A 12,666-nucleotide genomic window follows, 5' to 3' on the forward strand; every position below is an offset into this window, starting at 1 on the left:
GCACAGTTGCCCAAACCATCGTGGAGCGTTGCCAATGACCAGTGCCGAGCTCGCCAGACCCGGTCGCAAGCAGCGGGTGCGGACCTTGTGGATTTCCGACGTGCATCTGGGCACCCGGGACTGCCAGGCCGAGCACCTGAGCACATTTCTCAAGGGTTACCACGCGGACAAGGTCTACCTGGTCGGCGACATCATCGATGGCTGGAAGCTGCGTAGCGGCATGTACTGGCCCCAGGCGCACACCAACGTCATCCGCCGCCTGCTGACCATGAGCAAGCGCGGCACCGAGGTGATCTACGTGACGGGCAACCACGATGAATTCCTGCGCCGTTACTCGAAGTTGATCCTGGGCAATATCCAGTTGGTCGACGAGGCGGTGCACGTCACGGCGGATGGCCGGCATCTGCTGGTGATCCACGGCGACCAGTTTGATGTGATCACCCGCTACCACCGCTGGCTGGCGTTTCTTGGGGACTCGGCCTACGAATTTACCCTGACGCTCAACCGCTGGCTGAATCACTGGCGCGCCCGCTATGGATATGGGTACTGGTCGTTGTCGGCCTACCTCAAGCACAAGGTGAAAACCGCGGTCAGCTTTATCAGTGATTTCGAGGAGGCTATCGCCCACGAGTGCGTGAAGCGCGAGTTGCACGGCGTAGTGTGCGGGCACATTCACCATGCCGAAATCCGCCGGGTGGGCGGCGTGGATTACTTGAACTGCGGGGATTGGGTTGAGTCGTGCACGGCGCTGATCGAGCACTGGGACGGCTCGATCGAGTTGTATCGATTGGCGGACGCACAGGCGCGGGAAGAGCAGATGACGGCGCAGAAGGTGGGTGAGCCTGCCTGAGATCAAAAGATCAAAAGATCAAAAGATCAAAAGATCGCAGCCTTGTAGATCGAGTTCTTCGGCTGCGCAAACAGGCGCTCCATCATCGGCTCGAAGAAGCTCAGCGGCAGCGTTTCGTAGGCGGGGTCAAACGCCGCCGCATCATATTTGGCACAGAAATCAATGGTCGCCTGATACTGCGGATGACCACTGAATTGCTCGCGCAGATGCCGATCCATACCCAAGTGATGAAAAAAGTAGTAACCCTGGAAAATCCCGTGCTTTTCCACCATCCACAAATTCTCGGCGCTGACGAATGGCTTGAGGATCGCCGCAGCAATGTCCGGATGATTATAGGAGCCCAACGTATCGCCAATGTCATGCAACAGCGCACACACCACATATTCCTCATCACGGCCGTCGCGCCAGGCACGTGTTGCGGTTTGCAGGGAGTGGGTCAGGCGATCCACGGGAAAACCACCGAAGTCACCCTCGAGCAGCGTCAGGTGGGCCACGATCCGTTTCGGTAACTGCCTGGCGTAGGCGCTGAAGTCGGCAGCGATGATTGCCCAGTCTTCCTGGGTGCCGTCCTGCATGTGGGTGAAGCGGGCATTGGCATTCATCGACTGTCCTCGAATAGCGGGTGATTCCTAGAACGGCACGCGACCCAGGATCATGTCGCGGTACATGACAAAATCGCCGAGCAGGCTGTAAAAGGGATGCTGGAAGGTCGCGGGACGATTTTTCTCGAAAAAGAAATGCCCGGCCCAGGCGAAGCTGTAACCGGCCAGCGGCAGGCTCAACAGTAATAGCCAGGCGCCTTTGCCGATGGTCATGGCCAGAATGAAAATAACCAGGGTGGTGCCGATGAAGTGCAATCGTCGGCAAGTACTGTCGCTGTGCTCGCTGAGGTAATACGGGTAGAACTCGGCGAAGCTGTTGAAACGTTTGATGTTTTCCACGACAACGGTCTCTGTGGTTATTGTTCTGGCGCCAAGTTGTTCTGCGGGTAGCTTATTTAAGTCTAGAGTGATCATTGGCATCAGCCAGTGACAATAGGCGCCACTTTAGTATCCTTCGGTAAACCTGACGCCGTAGACGGCTCACCAAGACAGTAAACGCCATGAGCGAAAGAACGACTTCTGCAAGCTGGGCGATGGGGATTGTCAAGGCACTGGAAATGGACGGCCTGGATTGTCGGGTCCTGTTCAGGCAGCTGGGGCTGGACTACGCGGCCCTGACCGACCCGGATGGGCGCTTTACCCAGGACTCCATGACACGACTGTGGCAACGCGCGGTCGAGCTGTCGGGTAACCCGGCGATCGGCCTGAACATGGGCAAAGTGGTGCGGCCGGCATCCTTTCATGTGGCGGGCTACGCCTTGATGTCGAGCCAGACTCTGGTTGAAGGTTTTCAGCGCCTGGTGCGTTATCAACGGATCATCGCCGAAAGTGCCGACCTGAGTTTCCGCCTGCTGGACGAGGGTTATGCGCTGATCCTGACGGTGCATGGCGACCATCTGCCGCCGACCCGGCAAAGCGCCGAGGCTTCCCTGGCCTGCGCCCTGGGGCTGTGCAACTGGCTGACCGGGCGAACCCTGCAACCCCGCAAGGTGATGTTCCAGGGTGAGCACCCCGTCAACCTTGAGCCCTATACCCAAACATTCCACGCCCCGCTGGTATTCAGCGCGCCCTATGACGCGCTGATTTTCGAGCGCGCCGACATGGAGGCGCCGCTGCCTACGGCCAATGAAGCGATGGCGGCGTTGCATGACCGGTTTGCCGGCGAGTACCTGGCGCGGTTTTCCGAAAGCCGAGTGACCCACAAAGCGCGTCAGGTGTTGTGCCGGCTGCTGCCGCAGGGCGAACCCAAGCGCGACACCGTAGCGCAGACGCTGCACCTGTCGCAGCGCACCTTGCAGCGCCGGTTACAGGAAGAGGGCACCAGTTTCCAGGCCTTGCTCGACGATACTCGCCGCGAGATGGCCGAGCAGTACCTGGCCCAGCCCAGCATGACCCTGCTGGAAATTGCCTACCTGTTGGGTTTCGCCGACCCCAGCAACTTTTTCCGCGCGTTCCGCCGCTGGTTTGACGCCACGCCGGGAGAGTACCGGGCACGGTTGGCGGGCACGCCTGCGCCGGTCAGTGACGCCAAAACGCCGGAATACACAACACAAACACCGTGATGATCTCCAGTCGGCCCAGCAACATGCCGAACGACAGGATCCACTTGGCGGCGTCGGGCAGCGTCGCGAAGTTGCCCGCCGGGCCAATGGTCTCACCCAGCCCCGGGCCGACGCCGGACACGGTACTGGCTGCGCCTGTCAGCGCGGTCATCCAGTCCACTCCCAGCAGCGAAAGCAGCAGGGCGATGACGCAGATGGTGATGGCAAAGAAGAACGAGAAGGTCAGGATCGACCGCACGATCTCTTCGTCGAGCCGGTGTCCGTTGTACTTCTGCTTGATCACTGCGCGCGGGTGAATCAATTGGTTAAGGTTGGCCTTGAGCAGGATATAGGCGACCTGAAAGCGGAAGATCTTGATCCCGCCAGCGGTCGAGCCTGAGCAACCACCGACAAACCCCAGGTAGAAAAACAGCATCAGCGAGAAATTGCCCCACAGGCTGTAGTCTCCCAGGGCAAATCCGGTCGTGGTGACCACCGAGGTCACGTTCAGTGCCACGTGGCGCAGGGCCTCCAGCCAGTGCAGCTGGGTGGTCCACCAGTACCAGGTGCCGAGCACCAGCCAGGTCACCAGCAACATCCCGAGCAAACCCTGAACCTGCTGATCCTTGATCAAGGCGCGCCGGTTGCCGCGCAAGGTCGCCACGTACAAGGTGAATGGCAGGCTGCCGAGGATCATGATGACGATCGCCACCCAATGCACCGCGGGCTGTGTCCACTTGGCCAGGGACAGGTCGGAGGTCGAGAAGCCCCCGGTGGAAATGGCCGACATCGCATGGTTGATGGCATCGAAGGGGCTCATCCCGGCCCACCAGAAGGCCAGGCTGCCGAGGATGGTGATGCCGACATAGGCTGCAACAATAAGACGCGCCACCATGTGCGAGCGGGGCATGACTTTTTCGGAGCGGTCCGAGGATTCAGTCTGGAACAGGCGCATGCCACCGATGCGCAGCAACGGCAGGATCGCCACTGCCATGCCGATAAAGCCGATGCCGCCGATCCAGTGCAGCAACGAGCGCCACATCAGGATCCCGGGGGACATCTTGTCCAGGCCGTTGAGCACTGTCGACCCGGTGGCGGTGATGCCGGACATGCTTTCAAAGAATGAGTCGGTGTAGCTGATGTGCTGGGTCAGCAGGAACGGCAGCGCGGCGAATATGCACACCACCAGCCAGCTGCTGACGGTCAGCAGGTACATGTCCCGCGGGCGCAGGTGTATGTGTTCGGGGCGACCGGGGATGACCAGCGCCAGGCCGGCGACGAAGGTGATCATGCTGGCCCAGAGGAACGACGGCAGGTCGCTGGTGCGGTCGAAAATCACCAGCGTGGCCATGGGCACGACCATGGCGATGGCCAGGGTGATCAGAAAGATGCCGATGATGAAACCAATGATCCGTAAGGTCGGCAACGCCATGAAGTCCGCTCGGGCTGAATAGGGAAGGGCGCCATTCTACCTGCGGGGCAGGGCATGTAAACCGGCATCCCTGCGGCAGTTACCGCTAGAATAGCCAAACATTTTTCATTGGAGGTGGCCGATGCAGGCTCTCGACGCTTTGCTCAACCGTGTTTCCGTTCCCCGACTGCTCGAACCGGCACCGACCGCCGAGCAGCGTGAGGCCCTGTTCGCCGCAGCCATGCGCGCACCGGACCACGGTCATTTGCAGCCTTGGCGGTTTCTGACCATCGAGGGTGCTGCACGGGAGCAGATGGGCGAGCTGCTGGCTGAGGCGGCGAAGCAACAGGACAGCGAAGTGTCTGAAGCCGCGGTGGACAAGGCGCGCAACGGGCCGCTGCGAGCGCCGCTGGTGGTCGTGGTGATCGCGCGATTGCAGGAACACGTGAAGTATCCGAAATCCGAGCAGCTGCTGGCTGCGGGTTGCGCGGCCCATGGCATCCTGCTGGCCGCCTATGCCCAGGGGATTGGCGCGGTGTGGCGCACTGGCGACCTGGCGTATTCGCCCCACGTGGCCAAGGGCTTGGGTTTGGCGGAGGGGGAGGAAGTCATTGCGTTTCTCTACCTGGGCACGCCGCAGAAAGAACCGCGGGTGGCGGAGAAAGTGAACCTTGATGAGTTCGTCAGCGCCTGGCCGGGCAAGCGCTGAACATCGACAGATCGCAGCCCCGTTTCAAAGACGGCGCGTTCTGTAGGCGCTGTCGAGTGAAACGAGGCTGCGATCTTTCCGACAACACCGCTATCGCTACGGCTGGACCACGGCCCCTGGCACCAACGGCAACTCGAGACTGGCAATGAACCCGCCTTGCGGATGATTGCTTAGCATCAGACTCCCGCCATGCCGCTCCGCCGCTCGGCGCGCAATCGCCAGACCCAGGCCATGCCCTGCGGCAGTCTGTCCCGGCGCCCGATAAAACGGCTCTCCCAGCTGACTCAGATGCACGGCCTCCACGCCGGGGCCGTGATCGCGCACGCTGATCACCATCCGCTCGCCCTGCCGGGTCGCCCGCATTTCTATCGATTGCCCGGGCGGATTGAATCGTTGGGCGTTGCGCAGCAGATTATCCACCGCACGTTCAATCATCGTTGGCCAGCCCTTGAGGCTGAGCGCCGAGTCGGCTTCCAGGCTTACGGGCTGTTCCGGCGAATTCAGCTGGGCATCTTTTTGCAGGGTTTGCAGCAGCGCATGCAGATCAACGTCTTCGGCGCTGGCATTGTCGGCATCGACCCGCGCCAGGACCAGGATTTCGCTGATCAGCGCCTCCAGTCGGTCGCACTCGCGGGTCAGGCGAGGCCAGAGCTTCTGCCGTTCTTCCGGGTTGGCCCGCTCGGCGAGCGCCAGGGCGATACGCAGTCGGGCGAGGGGCGAGCGCAGTTCGTGGGATACATCGCGCAGCAATTGCCGCTGGCTGCCGATCAGGCTTTGCAGACGCGCGCCCATGCGGTTGAAATCATTGGCCAGTACGCCGAATTCGTCGCGGCGATTGGCCAGTTTGACCAGGCTGTTCTGTTGGTAGGTGGTTTGCCCCAGGTCATGCACGGCCCCGCGTAAGCGGCTGAGCGGGCGGGTGATCGACAGGGTCACGAACAGGCTGAACAGGGTGAGTACCACCAGCGCGATGCCTAGCGCACTCAAGGGCCACAGCAGGCTTTCGCGGTGCCAGGAGTCGAGTTCCGGGTGCGGGATGCGGTAGATCAGCAAGTAGGTGTTGCCGGTTTTTTCGCTGGTGTACTCGTCGGTCAGGCGCCGCCAGGGCAGGCGTCGATCACCGTCGTTCTGGCGTGCTTCGAACGCTGCGGCGCGACGCGGGAAAGTGCCGCGAACCACCGGATCGCCGCTCTCGTTAAGCACCTGGACGTCGATATGGTATTGGCGTTTGCGCTGTTCAAGGATGTCTTGCGCGGCTTCTTCGCCCTGGGCTTCGAAGGTTTGCGTCCACTGTTCGGCCAGGGTGTTGAGGCCCGGGTGGCGGCTGAGGATCCATGCGTCCTGGTTGAGCATGTGCCCCAGCAGTATGGAAAGCCCTGCAACCAGAGCGATGGCTAGCCAGAAGCTGGCCAGGATACGCCAGAACAGTGAACGCACAGAAAGTCCTCAGCAGACACGAATTAACACTGTAGGAGCGAGCTTGCTCGCGAAAAACGCAGGTACGACGTGGGCTGTCTGATATCCCGCGTTTTCGTTGACGATTTTCGCGAGCAAGCTCGCTCCTACAAAAAACAGGACCCAACGGTGGGGGCCGTTGGGTCTGTGGTCAGCGTATTATTGCGCTTTTTGCGGTTGCTGCGCTTTCCACGCCTTGAACTCGGCCCATTCGGCGCGACGTTCAGCTTTTTTCTTCTGCATCTCGTCGAATTGCTTCTGCTGATCCGGTTTCAGCAGGGCGCGGACGTCCGCTTCGGCCTTCTTGTGGTTGGCGGCCATTTCATCTTTCATGGCTTTCTGGTCGGCCGGGGAGAGTTTCTCCAGGTACTTGTCGACCACTTGCTTACGCTCGTGCATCTGCTCGCCCATGATCTTGCGGATCTGCTCGCGCTGTTCGCGGCTCAGGTCAAGTTGGCCGTAGGGGCCTTTGCCGTGCACGCCGTGCATCTGACCGCCGTGGCGCGGGCCATCCATCGGACCACCCATCGGGCCGGCGCCTTCAGGCATCGCCATGGCAACGGTCGGCAGGGCGGTGGCGAACATCAGAGCGATAAGAGTCTTGCGCATGGTGAATCTCCTTGTCTCGTTCCCGGTACGTTCCGGATGAGTACAGATTATCGAGACCAAGGTAAGCGGCGGTCAGTGGAGCGTAAAGCCTGTGTAAAGAGAATTTTGGCCCGGCCTGACAAACCAGTTAACCACCTGATCTCCAGGACTCATGATCTACCGCCCCGCCCCCGAGCCTCCGGCAGCTCCTACCGAGAGCGCGATTTATGTCGATCGTAGGGGGCTTCAGAGACTGTAATAGTACCCACGGCTGCGCAACGCAATGATGCGCGGGCGGCCGTCGGGGTGGGGGCCGATCTTTTTGCGCAGGTTGCTCACGTGCATGTCCAGGCTTCGATCGTAAAGGGTTAGTTTGCGGCCCAGGGCGATCTGCGCCAGTTCCTGTTTATCCAGCGGCTCGCCCGGTTGCTTGAGCAGCGCTTCGAGCAGGCGGCTTTCGGAAACCGTGAGGGTGAACTCCTGTTCGTCGATGCTGACCACGCCTCGCGCCGGGCTGAAGCACAGGTCGCCCAGTTCCACCTGGCTGGACACCGCCGCCGGATGACTGCGCCGTAGCACCGCGCGCAGGCGGGCGGTCAGTTCCCGCGGGTCGCAGGGTTTGGCCAGGTAGTCGTCGGCACCCAGTTCCAGCCCAAGAATCCGGTCCAGGGGTTCGCCACGGGCCGAAAGCATCAATACCGGCAGGTCCGGATGATCGCTGCGCAACTGCTTGAGCAACTCCAGCCCGCTGCCGTCCGGCAACATGACGTCCAGCACCACCGCTGCGGGAGAAGTTTCGCTCAGGGCCCGGCGGGCACTCTGGCCATCGTGGCAGGCACGGACCTGAAAGCCTTCCTGGCCCAGCCAACTGCACAGGAGCTCACACAGCTCCTGGTCATCATCAATTAATAACAGCTCGCTCATGAATCACTCAATTTAGCCATTGCCGAGGTTTTTCGACTTGCCCCGATGGCGAAGATACCGCACAGCAGGGCCAACCGCGCAACTCCCGCCTGATTCCAATCGGTTATTGGGCAGGTTGTCGGCAGGTAAACGGGAAGGATGAGCGATTGAGAACACGATGAACCCGGGAAGGTTCATCGTGGGGGACAAACTAAGGCAGGACTTGCTTGAACGGCTTGACCGAAACGTTGGCGTACACGCCCGCGGCGATGTAGGGGTCGGCGTCGGCCCAGGCCTGGGCGGCATTCAGGGAGTCGAACTCGGCGACGATCAGGCTGCCGGTGAACCCTGCAGCGCCCGGATCATTGCTGTCGACCGCCGGGTGCGGCCCGGCCAGTACGATTCGGCCTTCGCCCTTGAGCTGTTGCAGGCGCTCAAGGTGGGCAGGCCGCGCGGCCAGGCGAGCTTCCAGGGAGTTAGCGACGTCTGTGGCAATGATTGCGTAAAGCATGTCAGTCCTCGGTTTTTGGCGTTGTGGTATCGGTGTCGTGCAGGTGGCGCGACAGGTAGATGCCCTGAGCGACCAGGAACAACAATGTCATGCCCAGGCTGCCGAAAACCTTGAAGTCGACCCAGTAGTTCTGGAACGTGAACGCGACAAACAGGTTGGCGGCTCCGCAGAACAGGAAAAAGCCGATCCATGCGATGTTCAGGCGAGTCCAGACCGGGTCTGGCAGGGTCAATGCATGGCCCATGATGCGCTTGATCAGCAGGCGGTCGCCGATGAAATGACTGCCGATGAACGCCAGGGCGAACAACCAGTTGACCACCGGTGCCTTCCATTTCAGGAAGGTTTCGCTATGAAACGCCAGGGTCATGCCCCCGAACACCAGGCAGGCGATAAGGGTCAGCCACTGGCTCTTCTCCAGCTTGCGCTGGCTGATGAACAGGGCGCCGTAGACCACCAGGGAGCTGATGATCAGCATCGCGGTGGCGCTGTAGATCCCGCCTACAGTCAACTCATGGCCGGCGATGTCGACGACCCGTGGATCAAGTTTGTAGACGATGAAAAACAGGAGAAGCGGGATGAAATCGATGAATTGTTTCACAGTGGCAGCCAGAAGCAGGATGTGGCGGCATAATAACAAACATATGGGCGCGCGATAGCGCCAGCTGATTTGAGGTAACACTTCCCCGTGAATGTTGATCTGCACTGCCATAGCACGGCTTCCGATGGCGCCCTGGCGCCGGCGATTCTGGTTGCGCGTGCGTTCGAGAAAGGCGTGCGAGTCCTGGCCTTGACCGATCACGACACCCTTGAAGGGCTGGATGAAGCCCGCACGGCCGCCACGGCGCTGGGCATGCAGTTGGTCAATGGCGTCGAATTGTCCTGCACCTGGGGCGGCGCGACCATTCATGTGTTGGGTTACGGGTTTGATGTAAATGCGCCATCGCTGGTCGAAGCTATCGCCCGGTTGCACGATGGCCGCTGGTTACGGTCCGAGGAAATAAGCCGCAAGCTGGCGCTCAAGGGCATGCCGGGCGCGCTCGAAGGCGCACGGGCCATCCAGCAGGAGTTGGGCGACAGTGGCAACGCGCCGGCCCGTCCGCATTTTGCCGACTGGATGGTGCGCGAAGGTTTCGTCAAGGATCGCGCCGAGGCGTTCCGCAAATGGCTGGGTGCCGGCAAGTTGGGGGACGTCAAGCAGCATTGGCCGACCCTGGAAGAAACGGTCGAAACCCTGCGCGCGGCGAAAGCCTGGGTCAGCCTCGCGCACCCATGGCACTACGATTTCACTCGCAGCAAGCGTCGTCGGCTGATTTCTGACTATATTCAAGCAGGCGGCCACGCCATAGAAGTGGTCAATGGCCATCAGCCCGCCGAACAGGTCGGCAGCCTGGCGATTCTTGCTCGTGAGTTCGGTCTGCTGGTCAGCGCCGGCAGTGATTTCCATGGCCCTGGAGGCTGGTCCGAGATCGGCGAATATCGCCCGCTTCCGGAGGATCTGCCGCCACTTTGGTCTCGATTCAAACATGACCCAATTATTGCCGCCGTCTGAACAGGTAGAGAATGTGAGTCAATTTTTCCAGATTCATCCGGAAAACCCGCAAGCGCGCCTGATCAAACAGGCGGTCGAGATCATCCGCAAAGGCGGGGTGGTGATTTACCCCACGGACTCGTCCTATGCGATTGGTTGCCAGATTGGCGACAAGAATGCGGTTGAGCGTGTGCGTCGCTTGCGTCAATTGGATGAAAAGCACAATTTTGCGCTGATTTGCAGCGATCTTTCGCAATTGGGCCTGTTCGCCAAGATTGATACCGGTACGTTTCGCCTGCTGAAGGCCCATCTTCCGGGCCCCTACACCTTCATTCTCAACGCGACACGGGAAGTCCCGCGGCTGTTGCTGCACCCGAAAAAGCGCACCATCGGCCTGCGTGTGCCGAGTCATCCGATTGCCCTGGCCTTGCTCGCAGAGCTGGGCGAGCCGCTGATGAGCGTGACGCTGATCATGCCGGGTGACACCGATCCCTTGACCGACCCGTACGAAATGCGCCAGCTGCTCGAGCATCAGGTCGACCTGATCATCGACGGCGGCGTCGGCGGGATCAAGGCCTCCACCGTGATCAGTCTTGCCGATGGCGAGCCGGAAGTGATCCGCGTCGGCTGCGGCGACCCTGCGCCGTTCATGGCCGAAGCCTAGATGTCGGCAGTAGAGCCCGTCGACACTCAGGCCGGCGCCCAACAGGAGCTGCCTTTCGCCATGGTCTATGGCCAGGCGGTAATGGAAATGCCGCTGGACCTGTACATTCCGCCGGATGCTCTCGAGGTGTTTCTCGAAGCCTTCGAAGGCCCCCTCGATTTGCTGCTGTACCTGATCCGCAAACAGAACATCAACATTCTCGACATTCCGGTGGCGGAAATTACCCGCCAGTACATGGGCTATGTCGAGTTGATGCAGTCGGTGCGCCTGGAGCTGGCGGCCGAATACCTGGTGATGGCCGCGATGCTGGCCGAGATCAAGTCGCGGATGCTCTTGCCTCGGGCGGAGTCGATCGAGGCCGAGGAAGACGATCCCCGCGCCGAACTGATCCGGCGCCTGCAGGAGTACGAACGGTTCAAGGCCGCAGCCGAAGGCATCGATGGCCTGAGCCGGGTTGGCCGTGATGTCGTGGTGCCCAGGCTTGATGCCCCCGAGGCGCGGGCGCGCAAGCTGGTGCCGGACGTCAGCCTGGCGGAGTTGCTGATGTCCATGGCCGAGGTGCTGCGCCGGGGCGATATGTTCGAAAGTCACCAGGTCAGTCGCGAAGCCTTGTCCACCCGCGAGCGCATGAGCGATGTACTGGAAAGGCTCAAGGGCGGCGGGTTCGTGCCCTTCGTCGAGCTGTTCACCGCCGAGGAAGGGCGCCTGGGGGTGGTGGTGACCTTTATGGCGATCCTCGAACTGGTCAAGGAATCCCTGGTCGAGCTGGTGCAGAATGAGCCGTTCGCGCCGATCCACGTGCGGGCCCGAGCCGAATAACGAGTTGAATCATGAACCTGACTGAACCCCGCGAGCTGGCACCACTGCTTGAAGCCTTCCTGTTGGCCTCGGGAAAGCCGCAATCGCTTGAACGCCTGTTCGAACTCTTCGAAGAGGCCGAGCGCCCGGAGCCACCGGTCTTCAAGAAGGCCCTGACGATTCTGGCCAAGTCCTGTGATGGTCGTGCCTTCGAACTCAAGGAGGTCGCCTCCGGCTATCGCCTGCAAATCCGCGAAAAATTCTCGCCGTGGGTCGGGCGCCTGTGGGAAGAGCGCCCGCAGCGCTATTCCCGCGCCATGCTCGAAACCATGGCGTTGATCGCCTATCGCCAGCCAATCACCCGGGGTGAAATCGAGGACGTGCGGGGTGTGGCGGTCAACAGCCACATCGTCAAGACCCTGCTTGAGCGCGAGTGGATCCGCATCGTCGGCTACCGTGACGTGCCCGGCAAACCGGCGATGTTCGCCACCACCAAGGCGTTTCTCGACCATTTCAACCTGAAGAATCTGGACGATCTGCCACCCTTGGCAGAGCTGCGCGAGCTGGAGCCCGACCCGGTGCTCGACTTCGACGACGCCCCCGTACCTGCCAGCCTGCAAGAGCTGGCCGACGCCAGTGCCGAACCGGAGGAGCCCAAGGAGGAAACCAGTTTCCATACCTTGCTGCTGGAGCTGGACACCATGGAGGAGGGGCTCAAGACCGATTTCGACGATCTGTTGCGCGATGGTGCGGTGACCCAAAGTGATGAGTTTCAGGATCAGCCTGAATCTGAATCCGAGATTGAGCCTGAGATGGAAGTTGAGGTTGAGGTTGAGCCAGAACCTGCGATTGAAGTTGAACTTCACGCCGAGCCTGACGCCACACTCGAAGAGGAACCGGGCGACGATGTGCTTGGCGTTGCCGAAGCTCGCGAAAAACTACTGGCCGCCGTCGCTGCCCTCGAACAGCACAAACCGGAGCCCGAATCTGAGTTGAGTGACGAGGAAGCCGAAGCCCGCGCTCTGGCCGAAGCCATCGAAGCTGAACGCCGCGAATTCGAAGACTGAGGTGCTGCCAAAAGATCGCAGCCTTCGGCAGCTACAGGA

General features: G+C 60.9%; 15 protein-coding genes and 1 pseudogene. 7 read left to right on the forward strand and 9 right to left on the reverse strand.

Annotated features, from left to right (window positions below):
* Positions 1-34: 34 nt before the first annotated feature.
* Positions 35-850 (forward strand): UDP-2,3-diacylglucosamine diphosphatase, encoded by an 816-nt coding sequence (locus UB23_RS08235; protein WP_045058850.1) that lies wholly within the window; start codon positions 35-37, stop codon positions 848-850.
* 26 nt (positions 851-876) lie between these two features.
* On the opposite strand, the gene UB23_RS08240 is transcribed toward UB23_RS08235, so the two are convergent.
* Positions 877-1,452, reverse strand: a complete 576-nt coding sequence (locus tag UB23_RS08240; RefSeq protein WP_045058851.1) for an HD domain-containing protein — start codon at positions 1,450-1,452, stop codon at positions 877-879.
* A 27-nt stretch (positions 1,453-1,479) separates the two neighbouring features.
* The gene (locus UB23_RS08245) at positions 1,480-1,791 is read right to left on the reverse strand and encodes a DUF962 domain-containing protein (protein WP_045058852.1); all 312 of its coding nucleotides are present in this window, start codon (positions 1,789-1,791) and stop codon (positions 1,480-1,482) included.
* A 161-nt stretch (positions 1,792-1,952) separates the two neighbouring features.
* On the opposite strand from UB23_RS08245, the gene UB23_RS08250 reads away from it, so the two are divergent.
* Positions 1,953-3,014: an AraC family transcriptional regulator gene (locus tag UB23_RS08250; protein ID WP_082069152.1), complete on the forward strand. Its 1,062-nt coding sequence runs from the start codon at positions 1,953-1,955 to the stop codon at positions 3,012-3,014.
* Here UB23_RS08250 and UB23_RS08255 read toward each other — a convergent pair.
* Positions 2,971-4,425, reverse strand: coding sequence for a TrkH family potassium uptake protein (locus tag UB23_RS08255; protein ID WP_045058854.1), 1,455 nt, complete (start codon positions 4,423-4,425; stop codon positions 2,971-2,973). The genes UB23_RS08250 and UB23_RS08255 overlap by 44 nt on opposite strands.
* Before the next feature lie 121 nt (positions 4,426-4,546).
* On the opposite strand from UB23_RS08255, the gene UB23_RS08260 reads away from it, so the two are divergent.
* A complete protein-coding gene (locus UB23_RS08260; RefSeq protein WP_045058855.1) occupies positions 4,547-5,113 on the forward strand; it encodes an NAD(P)H nitroreductase in 567 nt (188 codons plus the stop codon).
* Positions 5,114-5,209: 96 nt separating this feature from the next.
* Here UB23_RS08260 and UB23_RS08265 read toward each other — a convergent pair whose 3' ends face one another.
* From UB23_RS08265 to UB23_RS08285, 6 genes and pseudogenes are all read right to left on the reverse strand, one after another.
* The gene (locus tag UB23_RS08265) at positions 5,210-6,550 is read right to left on the reverse strand and encodes a sensor histidine kinase (protein WP_045058856.1); all 1,341 of its coding nucleotides are present in this window, start codon (positions 6,548-6,550) and stop codon (positions 5,210-5,212) included.
* A 177-nt stretch (positions 6,551-6,727) separates the two neighbouring features.
* A complete protein-coding gene (locus UB23_RS08270) occupies positions 6,728-7,177 on the reverse strand; it encodes a Spy/CpxP family protein refolding chaperone (protein WP_045058857.1) in 450 nt (149 codons plus the stop codon).
* Positions 7,178-7,402: 225 nt separating this feature from the next.
* Positions 7,403-8,080 (reverse strand): response regulator transcription factor, encoded by a 678-nt coding sequence (locus UB23_RS08275; protein ID WP_045058858.1) that lies wholly within the window; start codon positions 8,078-8,080, stop codon positions 7,403-7,405.
* A 7-nt stretch (positions 8,081-8,087) separates the two neighbouring features.
* Positions 8,088-8,169 (reverse strand): annotated as a pseudogene (locus UB23_RS30685) (translation initiation factor 2); the annotation flags it as partial.
* Between the two features lie 101 nt (positions 8,170-8,270).
* The gene (locus tag UB23_RS08280; protein ID WP_045058859.1) at positions 8,271-8,570 is read right to left on the reverse strand and encodes a YciI family protein; all 300 of its coding nucleotides are present in this window, start codon (positions 8,568-8,570) and stop codon (positions 8,271-8,273) included.
* A 1-nt stretch (position 8,571) separates the two neighbouring features.
* Complete coding sequence (locus tag UB23_RS08285; RefSeq protein ID WP_045058860.1) at positions 8,572-9,168, reverse strand: septation protein A; 597 nt, start codon at positions 9,166-9,168, stop codon at positions 8,572-8,574.
* Between the two features lie 87 nt (positions 9,169-9,255).
* Here UB23_RS08285 and UB23_RS08290 point away from each other — a divergent pair, with 87 nt between their 5' ends.
* Genes UB23_RS08290 through scpB form a run of 4 tightly spaced genes read left to right on the forward strand, consistent with a single transcriptional unit; the run spans position 9,256 to position 12,627 of the window.
* Positions 9,256-10,119: a PHP domain-containing protein gene (locus tag UB23_RS08290; protein WP_045058861.1), complete on the forward strand. Its 864-nt coding sequence runs from the start codon at positions 9,256-9,258 to the stop codon at positions 10,117-10,119.
* 13 nt (positions 10,120-10,132) lie between these two features.
* The gene (locus tag UB23_RS08295) at positions 10,133-10,762 is read left to right on the forward strand and encodes an L-threonylcarbamoyladenylate synthase (RefSeq protein WP_045058915.1); all 630 of its coding nucleotides are present in this window, start codon (positions 10,133-10,135) and stop codon (positions 10,760-10,762) included.
* A 60-nt stretch (positions 10,763-10,822) separates the two neighbouring features.
* Positions 10,823-11,581 carry a segregation and condensation protein A gene (locus UB23_RS08300; protein ID WP_177328538.1) on the forward strand — a complete coding sequence of 253 codons (759 nt, stop codon included), beginning with the start codon at positions 10,823-10,825 and terminating at the stop codon, positions 11,579-11,581.
* Between the two features lie 11 nt (positions 11,582-11,592).
* Positions 11,593-12,627: an SMC-Scp complex subunit ScpB gene (scpB, locus tag UB23_RS08305; RefSeq protein ID WP_045058863.1), complete on the forward strand. Its 1,035-nt coding sequence runs from the start codon at positions 11,593-11,595 to the stop codon at positions 12,625-12,627.
* Positions 12,628-12,666: the final 39 nt, after the last annotated feature.

Source organism: Pseudomonas sp. ES3-33, assembly GCF_000952175.1.
GTDB lineage: Bacteria > Pseudomonadota > Gammaproteobacteria > Pseudomonadales > Pseudomonadaceae > Aquipseudomonas > Aquipseudomonas gregormendelii.

Excerpts from the sequence above, each read along its gene's own strand:
- UB23_RS08275 (WP_045058858.1), bottom strand. The coding sequence starts at position 8,080 with ATGAGCGAGCTGTTATTAATTGATGATGACCAGGAGCTGTGTGAGCTC.
- UB23_RS08280 (WP_045058859.1), bottom strand. The coding sequence starts at position 8,570 with ATGCTTTACGCAATCATTGCCACAGACGTCGCTAACTCCCTGGAAGCT.
- UB23_RS08260 (WP_045058855.1), top strand. The coding sequence starts at position 4,547 with ATGCAGGCTCTCGACGCTTTGCTCAACCGTGTTTCCGTTCCCCGACTG.
- scpB (WP_045058863.1), top strand. The coding sequence starts at position 11,593 with ATGAACCTGACTGAACCCCGCGAGCTGGCACCACTGCTTGAAGCCTTC.
- UB23_RS08255 (WP_045058854.1), bottom strand. The coding sequence starts at position 4,425 with ATGGCGTTGCCGACCTTACGGATCATTGGTTTCATCATCGGCATCTTT.
- UB23_RS08300 (WP_177328538.1), top strand. The coding sequence starts at position 10,823 with ATGGTCTATGGCCAGGCGGTAATGGAAATGCCGCTGGACCTGTACATT.
- UB23_RS08240 (WP_045058851.1), bottom strand. The coding sequence starts at position 1,452 with ATGAATGCCAATGCCCGCTTCACCCACATGCAGGACGGCACCCAGGAA.
- UB23_RS08270 (WP_045058857.1), bottom strand. The coding sequence starts at position 7,177 with ATGCGCAAGACTCTTATCGCTCTGATGTTCGCCACCGCCCTGCCGACC.
- UB23_RS08250 (WP_082069152.1), top strand. The coding sequence starts at position 1,953 with ATGAGCGAAAGAACGACTTCTGCAAGCTGGGCGATGGGGATTGTCAAG.
- UB23_RS08235 (WP_045058850.1), top strand. The coding sequence starts at position 35 with ATGACCAGTGCCGAGCTCGCCAGACCCGGTCGCAAGCAGCGGGTGCGG.